This is a genomic window from Stenotrophomonas sp. STEN035, from assembly GCF_056759935.1.
The window spans coordinates 54,885-75,483 of the sequence record NZ_JBRRDY010000014.1 but is presented as its reverse complement, the minus strand read 5'-3'; the positions used below and the strand labels follow the sequence as shown (position 1 = coordinate 75,483).

At 63.6% G+C, this 20,599-nt stretch carries 16 protein-coding genes; 6 read left to right on the top strand and 10 right to left on the bottom strand.

Annotation, left to right across the window (positions count from 1 at the left end; genetic code table 11):
* Positions 1–43: 43 nt before the first annotated feature.
* Together parC and ACVOLL_RS09725 are read left to right on the top strand one after the other, a co-directional pair.
* Complete coding sequence (gene parC, locus ACVOLL_RS09730; protein WP_481512726.1) at positions 44–2,287, top strand: DNA topoisomerase IV subunit A; 2,244 nt, start codon at positions 44–46, stop codon at positions 2,285–2,287.
* Between the two features lie 169 nt (positions 2,288–2,456).
* Positions 2,457–3,113 carry a thiopurine S-methyltransferase gene (locus ACVOLL_RS09725; protein ID WP_481512725.1) on the top strand — a complete coding sequence of 219 codons (657 nt, stop codon included), beginning with the start codon at positions 2,457–2,459 and terminating at the stop codon, positions 3,111–3,113.
* 68 nt (positions 3,114–3,181) lie between these two features.
* On the opposite strand, the gene ACVOLL_RS09720 is transcribed toward ACVOLL_RS09725, so the two are convergent.
* Positions 3,182–3,670: a bacterioferritin gene (locus ACVOLL_RS09720; RefSeq protein WP_481512724.1), complete on the bottom strand. Its 489-nt coding sequence runs from the start codon at positions 3,668–3,670 to the stop codon at positions 3,182–3,184.
* Positions 3,671–3,819: 149 nt separating this feature from the next.
* Between ACVOLL_RS09720 and ACVOLL_RS09715 the strand changes: the two genes are divergently transcribed.
* Entirely contained in the window at positions 3,820–6,141 is a 2,322-nt protein-coding gene (locus ACVOLL_RS09715; protein ID WP_481512723.1) for a penicillin acylase family protein, read from the top strand.
* 170 nt (positions 6,142–6,311) lie between these two features.
* Here ACVOLL_RS09715 and ACVOLL_RS09710 read toward each other — a convergent pair whose 3' ends face one another.
* Both ACVOLL_RS09710 and asnB read right to left on the bottom strand, forming a co-directional pair.
* Entirely contained in the window at positions 6,312–6,737 is a 426-nt protein-coding gene (locus tag ACVOLL_RS09710) for a RidA family protein (RefSeq protein ID WP_481512722.1), read from the bottom strand.
* 158 nt (positions 6,738–6,895) lie between these two features.
* The gene (gene asnB, locus ACVOLL_RS09705; RefSeq protein WP_481512721.1) at positions 6,896–8,581 is read right to left on the bottom strand and encodes an asparagine synthase B; all 1,686 of its coding nucleotides are present in this window, start codon (positions 8,579–8,581) and stop codon (positions 6,896–6,898) included.
* Positions 8,582–8,627: 46 nt separating this feature from the next.
* Between asnB and ACVOLL_RS09700 the strand changes: the two genes are divergently transcribed.
* The 3 genes from ACVOLL_RS09700 (at position 8,628) to ACVOLL_RS09690 (ending at position 10,619) form a co-directional block, all read left to right on the top strand.
* On the top strand, positions 8,628–8,909 hold the full coding sequence (locus ACVOLL_RS09700; protein WP_481512720.1) for a hypothetical protein: 282 nt from the start codon (positions 8,628–8,630) through the stop codon (positions 8,907–8,909).
* Between the two features lie 29 nt (positions 8,910–8,938).
* A complete protein-coding gene (locus ACVOLL_RS09695; protein WP_481512719.1) occupies positions 8,939–9,835 on the top strand; it encodes a tetratricopeptide repeat protein in 897 nt (298 codons plus the stop codon).
* A gap of 97 nt (positions 9,836–9,932) precedes the next feature.
* On the top strand, positions 9,933–10,619 hold the full coding sequence (locus ACVOLL_RS09690; RefSeq protein WP_481512718.1) for a pentapeptide repeat-containing protein: 687 nt from the start codon (positions 9,933–9,935) through the stop codon (positions 10,617–10,619).
* 34 nt (positions 10,620–10,653) lie between these two features.
* Here the strand turns inward: ACVOLL_RS09690 and ACVOLL_RS09685 are convergent, their stop codons facing one another.
* The 7 genes from ACVOLL_RS09685 to map all read right to left on the bottom strand — a co-directional run bounded on the left by ACVOLL_RS09685 (position 10,654) and on the right by map (position 20,586).
* On the bottom strand, positions 10,654–11,115 hold the full coding sequence (locus ACVOLL_RS09685) for an N-acetyltransferase family protein (protein ID WP_481512717.1): 462 nt from the start codon (positions 11,113–11,115) through the stop codon (positions 10,654–10,656).
* Positions 11,116–11,411: 296 nt separating this feature from the next.
* Entirely contained in the window at positions 11,412–14,294 is a 2,883-nt protein-coding gene (locus tag ACVOLL_RS09680; RefSeq protein WP_481512716.1) for a diguanylate cyclase, read from the bottom strand.
* A gap of 56 nt (positions 14,295–14,350) precedes the next feature.
* The gene (gene dapE, locus ACVOLL_RS09675) at positions 14,351–15,478 is read right to left on the bottom strand and encodes a succinyl-diaminopimelate desuccinylase (protein ID WP_481512715.1); all 1,128 of its coding nucleotides are present in this window, start codon (positions 15,476–15,478) and stop codon (positions 14,351–14,353) included.
* 59 nt (positions 15,479–15,537) lie between these two features.
* Positions 15,538–15,894, bottom strand: a complete 357-nt coding sequence (locus ACVOLL_RS09670) for a Spx/MgsR family RNA polymerase-binding regulatory protein (RefSeq protein WP_481512714.1) — start codon at positions 15,892–15,894, stop codon at positions 15,538–15,540.
* A 194-nt stretch (positions 15,895–16,088) separates the two neighbouring features.
* Positions 16,089–17,174 carry a 2,3,4,5-tetrahydropyridine-2,6-dicarboxylate N-succinyltransferase gene (gene dapD / locus ACVOLL_RS09665; protein ID WP_481512713.1) on the bottom strand — a complete coding sequence of 362 codons (1,086 nt, stop codon included), beginning with the start codon at positions 17,172–17,174 and terminating at the stop codon, positions 16,089–16,091.
* A complete protein-coding gene (locus ACVOLL_RS09660) occupies positions 17,174–19,789 on the bottom strand; it encodes a [protein-PII] uridylyltransferase (RefSeq protein WP_481512757.1) in 2,616 nt (871 codons plus the stop codon). The genes dapD and ACVOLL_RS09660 overlap by 1 nt, the downstream gene beginning before the upstream one ends.
* Positions 19,790–19,809: 20 nt before the next feature.
* On the bottom strand, positions 19,810–20,586 hold the full coding sequence (map, locus tag ACVOLL_RS09655; protein ID WP_481512712.1) for a type I methionyl aminopeptidase: 777 nt from the start codon (positions 20,584–20,586) through the stop codon (positions 19,810–19,812).
* Positions 20,587–20,599: the final 13 nt, after the last annotated feature.

Genomic DNA, 20,599 nt, shown 5'->3' with positions numbered 1-20,599 from the left:
GGTCCCCGCCTTGGCCCCGCACAACAGGTAGCACCCACCCGCAATGACTGATTCTGCACGCCCCGCTTACCATGGCTTCGAACAGCAGCCACTGCGCGAATACGCTGAACGCGCCTATCTCGACTACTCCATGTACGTGGTGCTGGACCGCGCCCTGCCGTTCATCGGCGATGGGCTCAAGCCGGTGCAGCGCCGCATCATCTATTCGATGAGCGAACTGGGCCTGGGCGCTGCCGCCAAGCCCAAGAAGTCCGCCCGCACCGTCGGTGACGTCATCGGTAAGTACCACCCGCACGGTGACAGCGCCTGCTACGAGGCACTGGTGCTGATGGCTCAGCCGTTCTCGTTTCGCTATCCGCTGATCGAGGGCCAGGGCAACTTCGGCTCCAGCGACGACCCCAAGTCGTTCGCGGCCATGCGTTACACCGAATCCAAGATGACCCCGATTGCCGAGATGTTGCTGGGCGAGCTGGGCCATGGCACCACCGACTGGACCCCGAACTTCGACGGCACCCTGGAAGAGCCGACCTGGCTGCCGGCACGCCTGCCGCACCTGTTGCTCAACGGCACCACCGGCATCGCCGTGGGCATGGCCACCGATGTGCCGCCGCACAATCTCAATGAGATCGTCAGCGCGCTGGTACGCCTGATCGACGAGCCGGACACCACCATCGCCGAACTGTGCGAGCACGTGAAGGGCCCGGATTACCCGACCACCGCCGAGATCATCACCTCGCCGTCGGATCTGCGGAACATCTACGAAACCGGCAACGGCAGCGTGCGCGCACGCGCCACCTTCAAGAAAGAAGGCGCCAACATCGTCATCGATGCGCTGCCGCACCAGGTCTCGCCGTCCAAGGTGATCGAGCAGATTGCCGCGCAGATGCGCGCCAAGAAGCTGCCATGGCTGGAAGACATCCGCGACGAATCCGATCACGCCAACCCGGTGCGCGTGGTGTTGATGCCGCGCTCCAACCGCGTCGACGCCGAGCAGCTGATGGGCCACCTGTTCGCCATCACCGACCTTGAGCGCAGCTACCGCGTCAACCTCAACGTCATCGGTCTGGACGGTCGTCCGCAGGTCAAGAACCTGAAGATGCTGCTCAGTGAATGGCTGCGCTTCCGCCAGGATACGGTCACCCGCCGCCTCAACCATCGCCTGCAGAAGGTCGAGCGTCGCCTGCACCTGTTGGAAGGCCTGCTGATTGCCTTCCTCAACCTGGACGAAGTGATCCGCATCATCCGCACCGAAGACGATGCCAAGGCTGCGTTGATCGCGCGCTTCGCGCTGAGCGAAGACCAGGCCGAGTACATCCTGGAAACCAAGCTGAAGCAGCTTGCACGCCTGGAAGAGATGAAGATCCGTGGCGAGCAGGATGAGCTGGCCAAGGAACGCGACAAGATCCTGGCCATCCTGCAGAGCAGCGCCAAGCTGAAGAAGCTGGTCAAGGACGAACTGCTGGCTGACGCCAAGAAGTTCGGCGACGAGCGCCGCTCGCCGCTGGTGCAGCGCGGTGCCGCCCAGGCCATCGACGAAACCGAGCTGGTGCCCAGCGAGCCGATGACCGTGGTGCTATCGGAGAAGGGCTGGGTCCGTGCAGCCAAGGGTCACGACGTCGACGGTTCGACCCTGAACTACCGCGACGGCGACAGCCTGCTGGCGGTGGCACGTACGCGCAGCACCCAACAGGTTGCCTTCCTCGATACCGAGGGCCGTGCCTATTCCACGCCGGTGCATACCCTGCCCTCGGCACGTGGCAATGGCGAGCCACTGACCGGCCGTTTCTCGCCGGCCTCGGGCAGCAGCTTCGTTACCGTGGCCAGCGGCGACAACAACACCCGCTTCGTGTTGGCGTCCACGCACGGCTATGGCTTCGTTACCCGCTTCGAGAACCTCACCGGCCGCAACAAGGCCGGCAAGGCGATGCTCAACCTGTCCACCGGTTCGGCGGTACTGACCCCGTCGTTGGTCGCCAACCCGGAAACCGACCGCATCGTCGCGGTCACCAGCGCCGGCAACATGCTCGCCATCCCGGCCAGCGAGTTGCCCGAATTGGACAAGGGCAAGGGCAACAAGATCATCGAGATCCCCAAGGCCAAGCTCTCCACCGAGCGCGTGGTGGCGGTGGTGGCGGTAGGCCCGAGCAACACGCTGCAGGTTCGTAGCGGCCAGCGCACCATGAACCTGTCTTTCAAGGACCTGGAGACGTATCTGGGAACACGGGCGACACGCGGGCATCTGCTGCCGCGTGGGTGGCAGAAGGTTGAAGGGCTGGAAGTTCAGTAAGCAGAGAAGGCCGGGCATTGCCCGGCTTTTTTTGTAGGAGCGGCGTAAGCCGCGAAGCCACAGTTCCAACCGACATCAACAACCAAGAATCACCATTGATCCATTGCTCTCAGCTTCGCGGCTCACGCCGCTCCTACAAGCAATCAGCAACCCGCTCTCGGAGAACCCCATGCAACCCGACTTCTGGCTGCAACGTTGGCAGAACGGTCAAATCGGCTTCCACCGTAACGAGGTGATGCCGCTGCTGCAAAAGCACTGGCCCGAGCTGCAACTCTCCGCAGGCAGCCGCGTGCTGGTACCGCTGTGCGGCAAGACCCTGGACATGCACTGGCTGGCCGCGCAAGGCCATCGTGTGCTTGGCGTTGAATTGTCGCCGATGGCCATCGAGCAGTTCTTCGCTGAAGCCGACATCACCCCGCAGCGCCACAGCAGCCAGCACGGCGAGCATTACAGCGCCGGGCCGATTGAGATCATCTGTGGCGACGCTTTCGCGCTGGATGCAGAATTGCTGGCAGACAGTGCCGGCGTCTACGACCGCGCCGCCCTGATCGCCCTGCCGCCGCACCTGCGCCAGCACTACCGCGACACCTTGTACGGGCAGTTGCCGGTAGGTTGCCAAGGTGTACTGATCACCCTGGAATACCCGCAGGACGAGAAGCAGGGCCCACCGTTCTCAGTGGAGGAAGCCGAAGTACAGCGCTTGTTCGCCAGCCCGTGGCAGGCCGGCCTGCTGGAACGCCGCGACATCCTCGACCAGCAGCCGGACTTTCGCGCCGACGGCGTGAGCGCGCTATCCACCGCCGTATACAGGCTGCAACGCCTGTAGTGGCGACCCATGGTCGGCAGGGGCGTTACCAATTAATTCAAATGCCGACCATGGGTCGGCACTACAGATCAATGCGCCGCGGTGCCCTTGGCGTCCATCTTGCTCAGCTGGTACAGCTCCAGACCAATACGCTTGATCAGGCCCAACTGCTTCTCCAGCCACCAGGCATGGTCTTCCTCGGTGTCACGCAACTGCAGCAGCAGGATGTCGCGGCTGACGTAATCGCCCTGCGCTTCGCACAGTTTCACACCGGCGGCCAGATTGGCGCGCACCTGGTATTCCACCTGCAGATCCTTCTCCAGCATCTCCATCACGGTCACGCCCGGCTCGAAGGCGTGCGGACGCATGTCCGGGTTGCCGCCAAGGAACAGGATGCGACGCAGCAGTGCATCGGCGTGTTCGGTCTCTTCTTCCATCTCATGGCCGATACGCTCGTACAGCGCCAGCAGGCCCTGATCCTCATAACGACGGGAATGGATGAAGTACTGGTCGCGCGCGGCCAGTTCGCCGCGCAGCAGTTCCTTCAGGCACTCAATGACTTCGGGTTTGCCCTGCATGGGGGTGCTCCTGATGATTCGATGGTGCATAGGGTGCCCCATCTGAAAACCCAATGATCTAATCAGAATCACTTTCAGTTGCGATTCCCTCTCTTTCAGCTTCACAAGCTGTCTACAATCGCGACAGAACCGCTACCGGGGGTAGGCCTGTGCTGCGTTGGCTGCTGCGTTCGCTTTGGGTTGTATTGGGGCTGTTGCTGGTAGCGCTGCTGATCATCTGGGGGCTGCTGCGCGGCAGCTTGCCGCAGCTGGACGGGGAACTGGCCCTGCCAGGGCTGTCGGCCCCGGTCAGCATCCAGCGTGATGCCTTGGGAGTAGTCACCATCGAGGCCGCCAACGAGACCGATATGGCCCGCGCCCTGGGCTATGTGCACGCCCAGGAGCGCTTCTTCGAGATGGACCTGATGCGGCGCTCGGCCGCGGGGGAACTGTCCGAGCTGTTCGGCGCCAAGGCCTTGCCGCTGGACAAGCGCATGCGTGTGCACCGCTTGCGCGCCCACACCCAGCAGAACCTGGGCGCGGCCTTGGGCGACAAGCGCGGCGTCATCGAAGCCTATCGCGACGGCGTCAATGCCGGTCTGGCCGCGCTGCCGGTGCGGCCCTGGCCTTATCTGCTGCTACGCCAGCAACCGCGGCCATGGGAGCTGGAGGACTCGGTGCTGACCGGGCTGGCGATGTATGCCGACCTGCAGGACCCGACCAACTCCCGCGAACTGGCGATGGCGCGCATCCGCAGCGTCGTACCGCCTGCCCTGTACGCACTGCTTGCACACGACAGCAGCAGTTGGGATGCCCCCTTGTTCGGCCCGCCCCGTGGCGATGCCGACCTGCCGAACGCCGCAACCTTGGACCTGCGCGTTGCCGGCACCGCGCCACCTGCGCCGGTCGCCGTAGAGTCTGAGGTCTTAGGAAGCAATAACTTCGCGGTAGCAGGCGCCTTGACCGCCGACGGCCGCGCCATCATCGCCGACGATATGCACCTGGGCCTGCGCGCGCCGAATATCTGGTTCCGAGCACGCCTGCGTTATGCCGACCCGACTGCGCCGGAGGGCAAGGTCGATGTTGCAGGATTTACCCTGCCCGGCCTGCCTGCGGTCATCGTCGGCAGCAATACGCGGGTGGCGTGGGCCTTCACCAACAGCTATATCGACACCGCCGACTACACCACCCTGCCCGCCAATGCGCCGCTGCGCACCTTCAACGAGGCAATCGCCGTCGCCGGCGCCAGCCCGGAAATGCTGCTGGTGCGCGAAAGCAATTGGGGCCCGATCCTGCACGAGGAGCCCGACGGGCAGCTGCTCGCTCTGCGCTGGGTGGGCCAGCAAGCTGGCGCGGTCCGTCTGGATTTCGCTGACATGGCCAAGGCCGCCGATCTGGATTCTGCCTTTGCAGTGGCCGATCGCTCAGGCGTCCCTGCACAGAACCTGCTGGTTGCCGACCGCAGCGGCCGCATCGCCTGGCGCCTGATCGGAGCCAGACCTGCGCGCGACCCGGCCTGCCATGCCGATGCAGCGACGCAGGCCAGCTGCCCGCCTTGGCCTATCCGCACCGACCAAGCACCGTCGCTGATTGACCCGCCCGATCACCGTCTGTGGACGGCCAATGGCCGCGTACTCGATGGCGCCGCCCTGGCCGAAGCCGGCGATGGCGGTTATGACTTCGGCGCACGTGCCAAGCAGATCCGCGACGGTCTGTTTGCCCACGAAAGCTTCAAGGAAAGCGACCTGCTGGCGATCCAATTGGACGACCGTGCCCTACTGATGGAACGCTGGTGGAAGCTGCTGCGGCAGACCATCGAACACAGCGACGATCCTGCGCTGAAGCGACTGGAAGCCGCCAGCCGCCAATGGCAGGGCCGCGCTTCCCCCGACTCGGTCAGTTACCGGATGGCACGCGGGTTCCGCGGCATCCTCATGGACAACATGGAAGGCGCGCTGCTGGCCCCGGCCAAAGAACAACTTGGCGAGCGCTACATGGCGCCCAAACTTGCGCAGTTCGAAGGCGTGCTCTGGCCTTTGCTCAAGGAACGTCCGCCGCATCTGCTGCCACCGCCTTATGAAAGCTGGGATGCCTTGCTCGCCGACAGCGCCCGCCAACTTGAGAAGGATCTGGCCACACAGGGCCCGGATCTGGCGCAACGTAGCTGGGGCGAGCGCAACACCGCCGCGATCTGCCACCCGGTCTCGGCAGCGCTACCTGCTGTGTTCAAGCGCTGGCTGTGCATGCCGGCCCAGCCCTTGGCCGGTGATGCCGACATGCCACGCGTGGTCGGGCCCAAGTTCGGCGCCTCCGAACGCATGGTGGTGTCACCCGGTCACGAAGCCGACGGCATCGTGCATATGCCTGGCGGCCAGAGCGGCCATCCGCTGTCGCCGTTCTGGGGCGCAGGCCACGACGACTGGGTCGAAGGCCGGCCAACCCCATTCCTGCCAGGCCAGCCCGCACACAGTATGAGCTTGAGCCCAAGATAAGAAACAGCGCCGCTTACCCCGGCTGACATCTGGGTGTGGAAGCGGTCAGCCGCGAGGCTGGATTTCCCGGAACCATCGATGCATATGCAATCTGATGGTGTCCCTGCTTCGCGGCTTACACCGCTCCCACAAACAGCTGGCTGGCTCGCCGTCACCAATGCACTACGCGCTTACTTCAGCCGCACCGTCCACTCCACTTCGAGCTTGGCCTCGGCGTCGAACAGGCGGCTGATCTGCACCCAGCTCGCGGCTGGATACTTGCCGTCGGCGAAGAAGGTCTTGCGATCGGGAATCGCCTTGATCAAGCCCTCCATATCGGTGGTGAACACGGTTTCCTTCACCACCTGGCTGCTGTCAGCATCAAACTGCTGCAGGATCTTCGTCAGCTTGCCGTAGCAGTCCCGCACCGCGGCCTGCATGTCCGCGCCTCTGCAGGGCACACCGGAAACATGCAAAGTGTCGCCGTCGCGCACCACCCCGGTATAGCCGATATCTGCTTCCCAGGCACCCAATTGATGGCGCTCCAAAGGAACGTCACTGGCATGGGCGAACGAACTGCAAAGCAGGCCAAACATCAACAACGAACAAGCACGCATCGAAAATCCTTTTGACTGAGTACCGAGGAAGTAGCTGCAATTTCGTAGTCACATGCAGCGGTTTTTGCGGTGTGAAAAGCGGCCCATCTCCCCACCCCTCTCCCGCAAGGGGGAGAGGGGCTTTGAAGGCCAATGCAGGCCGATCTTCTGGTGAGCTGTCAGCCTGCCAATGCCTGCTCATGCACACCAGCTACGGCGCGGCCGGACGGATCGGCCATGCTGGCGAAGCTGGCATCCCAGGCGATCGCCGCTGGTGACGAACAGGCAATCGACTTGCCGCCCGGCACCGTTTCCGACGCCGCATGGCTGGGGAAGAACTGCTCGAACACGTGGCGGTAGTAGTACGCCTCCTTGGTCTGCGGCGGGTTGTGCGGGAAGCGCTTGTCGGCAGCGGCCAGCACGCGGTCGCTGACCTGTGCTTCGGCATGCGCCTTCAAACCGTCGATCCAGCCATAGCCGACGCCGTCGCTGAACTGCTCCTTCTGCCGCCACAGGATTTCCTTGGGCAGGTAACCTTCGAAGGCTTCACGCAACACCGCCTTCTCGATGCGATCGCTGGCCTTGTCGACCATCTTGTGGCTTGCGTCCATTTTCATCGCCACGTCGAGGAACTCGCGATCCAGGAACGGCACGCGCGGCTCCACGCCCCAGGCCATCATCGACTTGTTCGCGCGCAGGCAGTCGTAGTTGTTCAGCGCATCGAGCTTGCGCACCAGCTCCTCGTGGAACTCACGCGCGTTCGGCGCCTTGTGGAAGTACAGGTAGCCACCAAAGATCTCGTCGCTGCCTTCGCCGGACAGCACCATCTTCACGCCCATCGCCTTGATCCGGCGCGCCAGCAGGAACATCGGCGTCGAAGCCCGGATAGTGGTGACGTCATAGGTCTCGACGTGGCGGATCACTTCCGGCACCGCGTCCAGGCCTTCCTCGAAGGTGTACTCGAAACCGTGATGCACGGTGCCCAGCGCAGCGGCGGCAACCTCGGCGGCGGCCAGATCCGGCGAGCCCTTCAGACCAATCGCGAAGCTGTGCAGCCGCGGCCACCAGGCTTCACTCTGGCCACCATCTTCGATGCGGTTACGCGCATAGCGTGCAGCAACCGCGGCGACCAGCGACGAATCCAGACCGCCGGAAAGCAATACGCCGTACGGCACATCGGTCATCAGCTGGCGGTGCACGGCACGCTCGAACGCCTCGCGCAGCTCAACCAGCGATACATCCACACCTTCGACCGCGGAGTAGTCGCGCCATGGACGCTCGTAGTACTTGCTCAACGTGTCTGTGCTGCTGTCGTACCAATGACCCGGCGGGAACTGCGCCACGTCGGCACAGGTATCGGACAGCGACTTCATTTCCGAGGCCACGCACAACCGGCCCTGCTTGTCGTGGCCCCAGTACAGCGGCACCACGCCGATCGGGTCACGGGCGATGATCACGCGCTGTTTGGCACGATCCCACAGCGCGAAGGCGAAAATGCCGTTGAGCCTGTTCAAGTAGGACGCCGGTGCGTCCTCGCGGTATAGCGCGTTGATCACTTCGCAGTCCGAGCCGGTCTGGAAGGCGTAGGGCTGGGTCAGTTCCTTCTTCAGCTCCTGGTGGTTGTAGATCTCACCGTTCACTGCCAGCGCCAGCTGGCCGTCGTCGGACAGCAACGGCTGCGAGCCACCAGCAGGGTCGACGATAGCCAGCCGCTCGTGCACCAGGATGGCGCCGTCGTCCACGTAGACGCCGCTCCAGTCCGGGCCGCGATGCCGCTGGCGCTGGGATTGTTCAAGCGCCTGCCGACGCAGCGCCTGCAGGTCGTCACCGGATTGCAGGCCAAAAATGCCGAAGATGGAACACATGGGAAAGCTCCTGGGTTGTGTGGGGACAAACAGTGGAAGCAACGGCTTGAAGACCTGCAGCCGCTCGGTGTTCCCGCCCGGCCACAAAAAAACCCGCATCGGCCGATGCGGGTTTTCTGGTGTCCTGAGCGTGTTGCCTGTTCTAGCTCTGGTCGCAGTCCCGCAGTGGCCGCGCACGATTATTCGCGCGCAGATTATTGCGGTTGTTATTGTTGACGGCGGTGGCCAGGAACGAGGACATGGCGCTGACCGTATCCCGCTTTCGGCGCCCGCGCAACTGTTGCTTTGGCAACCGATTCAGCGGCCGGGCCGGCGCACTCCGCGATAATCGCCCGCCCCGTTGCCCGGACCTGCTGGATGCCCCGTCCCACACCCCGCGTGCTGCTGTACGCCCTCCCCCTGTTCATCCTGCTCGGCTGCACGACCACGCCCAACACCCGCCCACCCAGCGACACCGAGCGCGACGCGCTGTCAGCAGCCGCCGATGGTCAATTCGATTCGGCCCTGCGGGTCGCCAAGATGTACCAGGCCTGGAACGACCCACGTGCACTGGATTGGTACGCGCGCGCAGCAGCGACAACGCCGCGCACCCACCGCAGCACCGGCGCCGAGGAGCAATTGGGCAGGATCCTTGAGCGCGGCCGCCTGGACAGCAGTGACGAACCGCAAAAGCCCGAGGACGTTCGCTTCAAGCCATCGCCACGCAAGGCGTTGCGCTGGTACCTCAGCGCCGCCTACCACGGCTCGCCATATGCCATGCACGACCTGGCACGCTGGTACGAACGCCACGGCGACATGACAGGCGCCCTGCGCTGGCGGCTGCGTTCAGCGGTGTACATGCGTGAGCTGTACAAGCTGGACGCATTGCGCAAGGCAACCCTCGCCTCAACCGAAGCTGCACGCCTTGCCGCCGACCAGCCATCCACCAATGCCGCCATCGCCCGCATCCAACGACAGGCCGCACGTGGCGATGCAGAGGCCCAGGTCGATCTCGGCACCTTGCATGAAGCCGGCATCGGCATGCCCGAGGACATGAACGAGGCGCTGCGCTGGTACCAGCGCGCGGGTGAGCAGGGCAATGTCTATGGCCAGTACTTCAGCGGCTTGGCGCTCGGACGCGGCAGCAAAGGCCTGCGGAAAGATGAAACCGCAGCGGCAGCATGGTTCGCACGCGCCGAGGCTCAGGAGTTCTATCTGGCCGATGAGTCGTACTGGCGCCGGGCCATCGCGCCGCCGTTCTTCATCTTTGAATAGACCGGCCAAGTCTGTACACACAACACTCGGCGCGACAAGACTGCATCAGCACTTCGATGTCGCGCAGAATAAAGCGCTGGCACCTGCAGAGTTGGACATGACGAACACCCCGGTCTTCCGCGAAGAAACCATCGACCGCGCACGCATGCAGCAGATCATCCGTGCGCATCCGCGTGCAGCGGTGTTCGAATCCTGCACGCTGGACGAGGGTGATTTCTCGCGCCTGGACATGGATGGCTACCAGTTCAAGCAGTGCTCGCTGACCAAAACAAACTGGCTGGCTGCATCACTGGAAGAAAGCCAGTGGCAGAAATGCCGCGGCAGCCACTGCGACTTCAGTTGCGCACAGCTCAGCGATTCGCGCTTCGACCATTGCGACCTCAACAACAGCTTCTGGCGACGCGCCACGCTCTCGTCGGTACAGTTCAAGGACTGCAAGCTGACCGGTGCCCACCTGCAGGAAGTCAGCGGCTGGGCGCTGGAGTTCCGCGACTGCCTGCTGGTCAGCGCCGACCTGCGTGGAATGTCATTCCGCAAGGCAGAACTGGAAGGCATGGATTTCTCCGATGCCGACCTGTCAGGCTGCGACTTCCGCGACGCGGTGTTCAGCGGCGGCAGCCTCCGCAACGCGCAGACCCGCCTGACCCGCTTCGAAGGCGCCGACCTGCGCAATACCGATATCAGCGGGCTCAACGTGATGGATGCAAAGCACTTCAAGAAAGCAGTGATTTCCCAGCGTCAGGCTGCGGCAGCGCTGGCGGCTTTTGGATTGATCGTTGATTGACTGCAGAGCCGTTGGCCCGGCAGCTTTGCTGGCCTTACAGCGGGATGCTGTATGCGTGAAAGTCGCCGTCAAGCACCCAGCCCTCGGAAACATACAGCGCCTGTGCGGATTCATTGCTGACAGCCGTGGACAGCGAAAGCCGTATTGCACCAACCGCACGCCCATAGTTCGCCGCTGCCCCCAACAGCTGGGCAGCAACTCCGGCGCGCCGCGCCTCAGGAGCTACAAACAGATCGTTGAGGATGAAGGTGCGGGCAGCAGAGACGGACGAGAAGCTGGGATAAAGCTGTGTGAAGCCAACTGCCGTACCACTGTCCTGGAGCGCAATAAAGATGATCGATTGGTTGTGCTGGAAGCGCTCCAGCAGGAAAGCGCGTGCTAGCGCCAGGTCGCTGGGCTTGCCATAAAACACCCGATAGGCGTCAAACAGCGGGGCCAGCGTCTCGATATCCGCAACGCTGGCTTGCCGTGTCTGAAAACTCTGTGTCTGAATCATGTCGTCCTTGGACCAGGGTCTGAGTTAAGTAGATGTAGCAGAGCAAAGGCACGCTTGAGCAAGCAATACAGGCCTCTTCAGTTCGCATTGATCCTCTGAACCATGAGCGGATTTTTTCCAGCCAACTCTTGAGCGAGGTCCCACACCGGCACTATAGCCAAAGGCAATGAACTCACGGAAGGTCTGCTCCCGACTGACGCACTCGATGCTGCACCAGTATCCGCTTCGGCCTGCAAGTGAGCCTTGCGACACGGGCTGACAAACGCCGGCTTGATAGTACAGACCGCCGCTATCAACTACGCACCACTTTGGAGGCAGGCAACATCCACCCGGTTACGCCCCTCACGCTTGCCCCGATAAAGCGCCTGATCAGCACAACGCACCAACGCCATCGGATCTTCGCCAACAACCGGGATGCAGACAGCTACACCAACGCTGATCGTCACCCGCTGGCCAGCAGCACCGCTAACCTGCTCCACCGCACTACGGAGCCGCTCGCCACGTGCAAGCGCCGCCTGCTGGTCGCAGCCTGGCAGGATCAGCACGAACTCCTCGCCGCCATAACGTGCGACCAGCTCATCTGCACCGGACACCTGCGCGGCCAGGGTCTGCGCCACGCGCCGCAACTGCAGGTCGCCGATATGATGGCCGTGGGTGTCGTTGAACTGTTTGAAGTGATCCACGTCGATCATCATCACCGCCAACGGCTCTTGCCGCTCCGCGCAGCGCTGCCAAGCGCGCGGCAAGGCCTTTTCCATCGCGTGGCGGTTGGCGATACCGGTGAGTCCATCGGTCACAGCCAAAGCTGAAAGCCGGGAGTTGGCACTCTGCAGCTCGGCCGTTCGCTCGCTGATCTTCTGCTCCAGCAGCCGGTTCTGTGCGTTGATCGCGCGAGTGCGCAGACGCACCACCATCACGATGAGCAGCAAACCGGCCACAGCAAAGGCAACCCGAACCCACGGGCGCTGGTACCAGAACGGTGCAACCTGCAGCCGGTAGCTCATGGCCTCGGTGGGTGCGCCACCCAGCACTCGTGCCTGCAGCTGGAAGCTATACGCACCTGCGGGCAAGCGCTGGTAAGTAAGCTCGCGCCCCGCCGTCCAAGGTGACCATTCGTCGTGATAACCAGGCATGCGATAGCGAAACTCGACCTCCGGCTCCATGCTCTGCACGCCGAAGCGCAAGGCCAAGCCCGCGCCGGCGGGCAGGCGCGGCACTGTTTTCGGCACCAGCGGTAGCAGTACCGGTGGGTGATTCGGGCCTTGCAGTTCGACCCGGTCAAGCCGCGCCTGCGGCGCCGGCGCGGTAGATTCAAGCGCCGCTGGATCCAGCTGCAATATGCTGTCGCGGGTGACCACGCGCAGTTGCCCATCGCCGTGCAGGGCGACCGTCATGAAGCCGGGGACGCGGCTATCGCTGACCTGCTGTAGTTGAAACGTCCTGGCACCCGGCTTGCGCCACCACAACTGCCGCGCTGTCCAGGCGAAGCTCCCCTTGGCGTTGTCCTCGCCCTCCAGTTCCATGGGTGCCTGCAGTCCCGTGAGCATGGGCAACTGGGCAACAACAAACTGCTCGCCCTGCAGCCGGTGCACCTGTCGGTCGGAGACTGCGTACAGCACACCGTCGCTGCGGAACAAACGGGTGCCTTGCCCAGCAGTAACCGACAGGCCCTGCGCCACGCCGAAACGCTGTTCAGCGAGCAATTGGCCACTATCGGCAGCGAAGCGCCAGCGCCTCGCGCCACCACCTGCATCACCCGCCCACAACTCGCCAGCGGCAACTTCATACAGCCCTTCAACGGCGCCGCCGCCAATCTGCCACTGCGCCTGCAACTGCCAGCGACCGTCGCGTTGGCCGAGCACGATGACTCGACTCTTGGTCACCGCAAACATGCGCTTGGCGTCGAACGCCGAAGGCACCAGCTTGCTGACGCTGCCACCCAGCATCGGTGGAAGCAGTCGTCGCGGTTGCGTTTGCCCAGGATCCAGCACCGCCAGTCCGTAGCGATCTCCGATCAGAAGACCGGCGTTTGTGCCCTCCAGCGCGAAAGTCTCCAGATCACGACGCGGCCACTGCAGTTGCGAGAACATCGGCGTACCCGCCGCAGAGGGCTGTGCGCTCCACACACCCATGCTCGCCACCCACAGACGACCGTCGTACCAGGTGCTGTCGAAGATGCGTCCGCTCAGACCATTCAGGCGCCCATAGCGCGTCCACGGCAGCGACCAGCGCAGGCGCGCGATTCCATTCTCGCCGGAGATCCACACCGCTCCTTCACGATCCTCCACCAGATCATGCATCTCGCCTGCACAGGCGGCGAAACTGTCGAGCAGGCGCAGCTCAGGTGAGAAGCGCATGATCGTGCCGTCGAAACTGCCGACCGCGAAACCGCCGTCGGCCAAGGCAATGCCGGTATACGGCTCATGCAGACGGAAGGCAGCGTCGGCCTCGGTATCGAGCTTGCGCAGACGCTTGCCATCGCTGAAATGGAAGCCATCGGCAGCGGCGAACAGCACACCGCCGCGATATGCCCAGGCAGCGGGGACACGTAGTTTCGCGAGTGGCTCCATGCCCTCAACCAGAACCATTGCCGCCCTTTCCACGCGGTACAGCCCTTTTTCTGGCACCCGGAAATAGACAGCATCACCGGCAACCAGCGGACGCTCGCGCGCACCGGCGGGAAGCTGCAGCCGTGTTGTACTGCCGTCCCTTTCCAGTACGAACAACGCGCCAGCACTCACCACATGCACGCCACGCGTGGTCTCGCCCAGCGAGAAGACCTCGATCGGCCGCTGTACCAGGCCCGCACTGGCCAAGCGTGGCAGCAGATCGGAAAATCTGTGGGTGCCATCGGGCTGCCGCAGCAGCCGCCCAAACACGCCCGCACCCGCCGCATAAATGCTGCCATCGCGCGCCAGCATGATCGAATACACTGGCGCTTCGCCCGACGCCTCCAGCAGCTCCCACACGCCGCTGCGGAAGATCATCACCCCTTCGCCACTGGCCGCGTAGAGGTTGTCAGTACGGTCAACGACCACGCCTGGATAGGTCGGCGCGCCTGGCAGCTGGCTCACCCCGAACTGCCGCAGCAATGGCAAGCCATGCATCGTGGTGGTGGCGTGCGCCAACGGCAGCACGCACACCAGGACAAGGGCCATCAGCCCATTACGGAACCACATTTGAACCCTGTCCATCTCGCCCCCCCGGCAAGATTGTGCACCTGCACCGTAACAGTTCAGTCCAGCAGTTTTTCGATCAGCTTCCGGTACAGGTCAGGCAGCGCCTCCAGATCGGCTACGCGCACGTTCTCATCGACCTGGTGGATGCTGGCATTCACCGGTCCTACTTCGATGCACTGCGCGCCCAAGGGCGCGATGAAACGGGCGTCGGAAGTCCCACCGCCAGTGCTTTCTTCCGGCGCGCCGCCGGCGAATTCGGCCAATACTTCGCGGGCAACACTGCGCAGGCGCCCTTCCGGCGTGTAGAACGGCTCGCCGCTGCGGTGCCAATGCAGGTCGTAGTCCAGACCATGACGGTCCAACAGCGCACCGATCTCGGCTTCCAGCTTGTCGGCACTCCAATGCGGGTTGTAGCGCAGGTTGAACATCACCTGCAGTTCGCCCGGGATCACGTTGTTGGCGCCGGTGCCGGCGTTGATGTTGGAAATCTGCAGGCTGGTGGACGGGAAGCTTTCGTAGCCATCGTCCCAATGACGGGCGGTCAGCTCAGCCAGGGCCGGCGCGGCCAGATGGATCGGGTTCTTCGCCTTGTCCGGATAGGCGACATGGCCCTGCACGCCCTTGATACGCAACTTCGCCGAGAGGCTGCCACGACGGCCGACGCGCAGCAGGTCACCCAGTTTGGCGGTGGACGAAGGTTCGCCGGTGATACACCAATCGATGCCCTGTCCGCGCTCGACAAACAGCTTGGCAACGTGGCGCACGCCATCGATGGCATCCCCTTCCTCGTCGCTGGTCAGCAGCACTGCCAGCGTACCGGCATGGTTAGGGTGCGCGGCGACAAACTGTTCGGCCGCCACCACGAAGGCGGCAACACTGCCCTTCATGTCGGCAGTGCCGCGCCCGTACAGCACGCCGTCGCGCACTTCCGGTTTGAACGGGTCGCTGCTCCAGGCCTCGACCGGGCCGGTCGGCACTACGTCGGTGTGGCCGAGCAGCACCAATACCGGCGCACCGCTGCCGTGGGTGGCCCAGAGGTTGTCGACTTCACCCAGACGCAGGTGCTCGCAGTTGAAGCCCGCAGCGTTGAGACGGCCTGCGATCAGTTGCTGGCAGCCGGCATCCTCCGGGGTTACCGAGGGGCGGGCTATCAGGTCGCAGGTCAGGGCTAGTACGTCGTTCATTGCAGCCTTCTTGGGTCGGTGGCTTCGCGGCTTGTGCCGCTCCTACAAGCGGTGGCGGATCAGGCGATGTTGAAGCGGGTTTTGAAGCCGTTGTCGCTGAAGCCTTGGCTCAGGGCACCGTCGTCGGTGATCACCAACGGACGCTTGATCAGCTGCGGGTACTCGCGCAGCAGCAGCTTCCACTCGGCATCGGACTCTGGCGACTTGCGGTTGTCCGGCAATTGCCGCCAGGTAGTCGAGGATTTGTTGATCATCGAAGCGAAACCACCGGCCTTGCCGGCCCATTCGAGCAGGGTCTCCGGGCTGGGCTTGTTGTCGCGGTAGTCGATGAAGGTATAGGCGACGTTGAAGCGGTCCAGCCATTTGGTGGCTTTCTTGCAGGTGTCGCAGTTCTTAAGTCCGTAGATCGTGGTCATTCTGAATTCCAAAGCCCGCATGACAAAGCCCCTCTCCCGCTTGCGGGAGAGGGGTTGGGGTGAGGGGAAGCTTCTAGCCCGTAGTCAGAGCTTCCAACCCGCAGAGCAGGAGCGAAGCAAAAGCTCCCCTCATCCGCCCTTCGGGCACCTTCTCCCGCCTGCGGGAGAAGGGAACAGCCTCGCCGCTGGCTTGCTTAGTCAGCCAACCCACGCAGCAGGTCATTGATGCTGGTCTTGCCGAGGGTCCTGGCGTCCACCTGCTTGACGATCACCGCGCAGTACAGCGAATGCGTGCCGTCCTTGGACGGCAGCGAGCCGCTGACCACCACGCTGTACGGCGGCACATAGCCATACGTCACTTCGCCGGTGGCGCGGTTGTAGATGCGGGTGCTCTGACTCAGGAACACGCCCATGCCGATCACGCTGTGGTGACCGACAACCACGCCTTCCACCACTTCCGAACGCGCACCGATGAAGCAATGGTCTTCGATGATGGTCGGGCTGGCCTGCAACGGCTCGAGCACGCCACCGATGCCGGCACCGCCGGACAGGTGGCAATGCTTGCCAATCTGCGCGCAGGAACCCACCGTGGCCCAGGTATCGACCATGGTGCCCTCGCCCACGTGTGCACCGATGTTGGTGAAGCTCGGCATCAGCACCACGTCCTTGCCGAAGTGCGTGCCGCGACGGGCGATCGCGCCCGGCACCACGCGCACGCCGGCCTGGCGGAAGGCAGCCTCGTCGTAGCCTTCAAAGCGCGACTCGACCTTGTCCCAGAACGGCGCCGGGGCGCCGTCCATCACTGCCATGTCGTTGACACGGAAGTACAGCAGCACCGCCTTCTTCAACCACTCGTTGACCTTCCAGCCGCCGTTGCCATCGGGCTCGGCAACGCGGAATTCGCCGGACTCCAAGCCGTCGATCACGCGGTTCACCAGCGCTCGGGTCGATCCTTCGATCTCGTCCATGGTCAGCATGGTGCGGCGCTCGAATGCGCTTTCAATGCTGAACTTCAATTCGGCCACGCCCGGTGCCGGCGGCTTGCGCAGGCTGCGCGGGCCAACCGATGGCGTCACCGGCTTGGTCGACTTCGGCTTGGCAGCGGCAACCTTCTTGACCGGTGCCTTGACCGTCTTCGCAACAGGCTTGGCGACCGGTTTGGTCGTTGCTGCGGCCTTTTTCTTCGGCGCAGCGGCCTTGCTCGGCGCGGCCTTTGCAGGCGCAGCCTTGTTGGCGGTCTTCTTGGTCACGGTCTTCTTGGTTGCGGGCTTGCTTGCCATCAGTGGGGGTCTCCTGGCTTGTTGTCGGGATCCAGGCAGGCAAGCAATGCATCACGCAACGCCTGCATGGAGGTTTCGGTAAGGGGGTGATCGTGGCGATCGGTAAGTTGGAACTGATCCTCGGCGCGCTCGCCAAAGGTGGCAATGCGCGCATCCTGCACACGCAGGCGCTGGTCACGCAGCACGTGCGCAACGTCGGCGAGCAGACCGGGGCGATCCGGTGCGACCAGATTCAAGACAGTCCGGCCTTCATGACTGGCGTCGAGAAACTCGATGCGCGGGGCGAAGCGGAAGTGCTTGAGCTGGCGCGGCATTACCCGCCGCGAGGGGCGCAGGGTCAGGATATTGCCAGCCAGCGCCTTGCGCAGCACAGATTCCAGACGCGCGGCGTCGCCGTCGGCGAAGCTACCTGCTGGCGTCACTTCAAAGGTATCGAAGATGGTGTCGTCGGGGCCGTCGAGCACGCGCGCGCGATGGATGCCGTAGCCGGCACGGTCCAAAGTCATGACGATGGCGGCAAACATGCCGTCGCGATCGGGCGAGTGCACGAACACTTCCAGCGCATCACTCTCAGGCGTGATCCGCCGCACCTTGACCAAGGTGCCGCCCTTGTGGATTTCCACCAGGGACGCGGCCTGCCAGACCAATTGCTCGGGACGGAAGCGCACAAAACTCTCATCCGGCATGGCAGCGAACTGGCGATCGATCACCGCATCTTCATGCCCAAGCAGACGCATCTGTTCGCGCACGCTGTCGCGCGCTTCCTGCACGCGTTCCGCTTCCGGCAACGGATGCTCCAAGCCCTCGCGCAGCGCGCGGCGGGTGGCGAAATACAGGTCGGCCAGCAACCGGTCCTTCCACGCATTCCACATCTTGGGGCTGGTGCCGGCGATATCGGCGCAGGTCAGCAGGTACAGGTAATCGAGACGATCACGATCGCCAACCAGGCCAGCAAAGCGATGGATCACCTCGGGGTCGGTGATGTCCTGCTTTTGTGCAGTGATCGACATGCGCAGATGCTGTTCGACCAGCCACGCCACCAGCTCGGTGTCGGAGCTGCTCAAGCCGTGTGCACTGCAGAACTCGCGCGCGTCCACCGCGCCCAGTTCCGAGTGGTCGCCGCCACGGCCCTTGGCGATGTCGTGGAACAGGCCGGCCAGCAGCAGCAGCTCCGGCTTGCGCAGGCGCGGCCAGACTTCGTGCGCGATGGAGAAGCGCTCATCGGCCCGCCCGCTGGCAAACAAGGCCATGTTCCGCAGCACCATCAAGGTGTGCTGGTCCACCGTATAGACATGGAACAGATCGAACTGCATGCGCCCGGACACCGCCGCGAATGCGGGAATCCACTGGCCGAGCACGCCAAGACGCGCCATCCGCGCCAGCGTATCGACCGCGCGCGGGCCGCGCAGCAAGGCCATGAACTGCTCGCGGATGGCCTCGTCCACAGCGGTATAGGCAGGGATTTCGTCCAGCATTTCGGCCAGACCGCGTGCGGTCATCGAGTGCAGGCCACGCACATCGGAGGTGCGAGCCCAGCAGGCGAACAGCGCAAATATGCTGCGGATGTCGCCATGTGGCCAGAACGGATCGTCGGCGGACAGATAACCGCGGCGCAGCGAGAAACCCTCGCCTACCGGCTGCGGTGTCGCCTCGCCGTCAAACTGTTCTTCAAAACGTTGCAGCAGGCGGTCGCTGATGCGGCGGATCACCGTCGCACTGCGATAGAAGCCCTGCATCATTTTTTCCACGCCCAGGCTTTCGGCATCATCGCCAAAACCCATGCGCGCGGCCAAGGTCTTCTGGTAGTCGAAACGCAGCCGCTCTTCCGGGCGCTGTGCGACCAGATGCAGACCAAAGCGCAGCCGCGCCAATACCTGCCGTTCGCGCTTCAGCGCCGCGGCCTCGTCCAGACCCAGATGGCCCAAGCCGACCAGCGCGTCGATATTGCTTACGCCGAAGGCGCGCAGTGCCATCCAGCCCAGCGTATTGAGATCACGCAGACCGCCCGGGCCATCCTTGATGTCCGGCTCCAGGTTGTCAGCGGTGTCGCCAAAGCGCTGGTGACGCGCAAGCAGCTCTTCGCGTTTGGCCAGGAAGTACTCGCGCGGCGGCCATACCAGGCTGGGCGCTATCGCCCGCGTCAAACCGTGCTGTGCAGCTGCATCGGCGACCAGCGGGCGCGCCTCGATCAAGGCGGTCAGCACCGTCTGATCCGCTGCGGCGTGTACACATTGCGTTGCCGAACGCACCGCATGGCTGGCCGGCAAACCGGCATCCCACAACAAGGCGAACAAGCGTGCCAGTGCGGGTTCGTGGCGCTGCTGCACTTCGGTCTCGGCCAGCACCAGCAGGTCGATGTCCGAGCGCGGAAACAGCTCGCCACGGCCGTAGCCGCCGACCGCGAACAGGGCCAAGCCTGCAGCCACCGGAATGCAGCGCTGCCAGGCTTCAATGATCAGTTGATCGACCGCGCGCGCGCGCAGACCAGGCAGACGCTCCACATTGTCGGTCTGCTCGAAGCGCTTGCCCAAGCGTGCATCAGTGTGGGCAAGTGACTGCCGTGCATCGGCCGCCCATTGCGCATCACCGGCAGGGTCTGCCGGCGTGTCCAGAATCGGGCCCGCCGGCAGTGAGGTCATGCCTGCGCGGATTCCGCCGGCGACAACGTCAATACCTCAACGCCATCCTCGGTCACCACAATGGTGTGTTCCCACTGCGCCGAGAGCTTGCGATCCTTGGTGACCACAGTCCAGCCATCTGGCAGCACCTTGGTGTAGCGGGTGCCTTCATTGATCATCGGTTCGATGGTGAAGGTCATGCCCGCCTTGAGTACCAGGCCCTGGCCCGGACGGCCGTAATGCAGCACCTGCGGCTCGTCGTGGTAGACCTTGCCGATGCCATGGCCGCAGTACTCACGCACCACGCTGAAGCGCTCGCCTTCGGCGAATTCCTGGATCGCATGACCAACATCGCCCAGGGTCGCGCCCGGCTTGACTGCACGGATACCGCGCCACATCGCTTCCTTGGTGGTTTCCACCAGACGCTTGGCCATCACCGACGGCGTGCCGACGTAGTACATGCGGCTGGTATCACCGTGCCAGCCATCCTTGATGACGGTCACGTCGATATTGATGATGTCGCCATCCTTGAGCACCTTGGCTTCGCTGGGAATGCCGTGGCAGATGACGTTGTTGACCGAGGTGCACACGGTCTTGGGGAATCCGCGGTAGCCCACATTGGCCGGGATGGTGCCCTGCACATTGATGATGTGGTCGTTGCAGATGCGATCCAGCTCTTCTGTGGTAACACCGGGCTTGACGTGCGGGGTGATGATGTCGAGCACCTCAGCCGCCAGACGGCCGGCGATGCGCATCTTCTCGATTTCTTCAGGGGTTTTCAGTTGGATTGCCATGTGCCGATTATCC

What these genes read in the sequence shown, in the direction of transcription:
- parC (WP_481512726.1), top strand. Translation starts at nt 44, where the DNA reads ATGACTGATTCTGCACGCCCCGCTTACCATGGCTTCGAACAGCAGCCA.
- ACVOLL_RS09725 (WP_481512725.1), top strand. Translation starts at nt 2,457, where the DNA reads ATGCAACCCGACTTCTGGCTGCAACGTTGGCAGAACGGTCAAATCGGC.
- ACVOLL_RS09720 (WP_481512724.1), bottom strand. Translation starts at nt 3,670, where the DNA reads ATGCAGGGCAAACCCGAAGTCATTGAGTGCCTGAAGGAACTGCTGCGC.
- ACVOLL_RS09710 (WP_481512722.1), bottom strand. Translation starts at nt 6,737, where the DNA reads ATGCGTGCTTGTTCGTTGTTGATGTTTGGCCTGCTTTGCAGTTCGTTC.
- asnB (WP_481512721.1), bottom strand. Translation starts at nt 8,581, where the DNA reads ATGTGTTCCATCTTCGGCATTTTTGGCCTGCAATCCGGTGACGACCTG.
- ACVOLL_RS09695 (WP_481512719.1), top strand. Translation starts at nt 8,939, where the DNA reads ATGCCCCGTCCCACACCCCGCGTGCTGCTGTACGCCCTCCCCCTGTTC.
- ACVOLL_RS09690 (WP_481512718.1), top strand. Translation starts at nt 9,933, where the DNA reads ATGACGAACACCCCGGTCTTCCGCGAAGAAACCATCGACCGCGCACGC.
- ACVOLL_RS09685 (WP_481512717.1), bottom strand. Translation starts at nt 11,115, where the DNA reads ATGATTCAGACACAGAGTTTTCAGACACGGCAAGCCAGCGTTGCGGAT.
- ACVOLL_RS09680 (WP_481512716.1), bottom strand. Translation starts at nt 14,294, where the DNA reads ATGTGGTTCCGTAATGGGCTGATGGCCCTTGTCCTGGTGTGCGTGCTG.
- dapE (WP_481512715.1), bottom strand. Translation starts at nt 15,478, where the DNA reads ATGAACGACGTACTAGCCCTGACCTGCGACCTGATAGCCCGCCCCTCG.
- ACVOLL_RS09670 (WP_481512714.1), bottom strand. Translation starts at nt 15,894, where the DNA reads ATGACCACGATCTACGGACTTAAGAACTGCGACACCTGCAAGAAAGCC.
- dapD (WP_481512713.1), bottom strand. Translation starts at nt 17,174, where the DNA reads ATGGCAAGCAAGCCCGCAACCAAGAAGACCGTGACCAAGAAGACCGCC.
- map (WP_481512712.1), bottom strand. Translation starts at nt 20,586, where the DNA reads ATGGCAATCCAACTGAAAACCCCTGAAGAAATCGAGAAGATGCGCATC.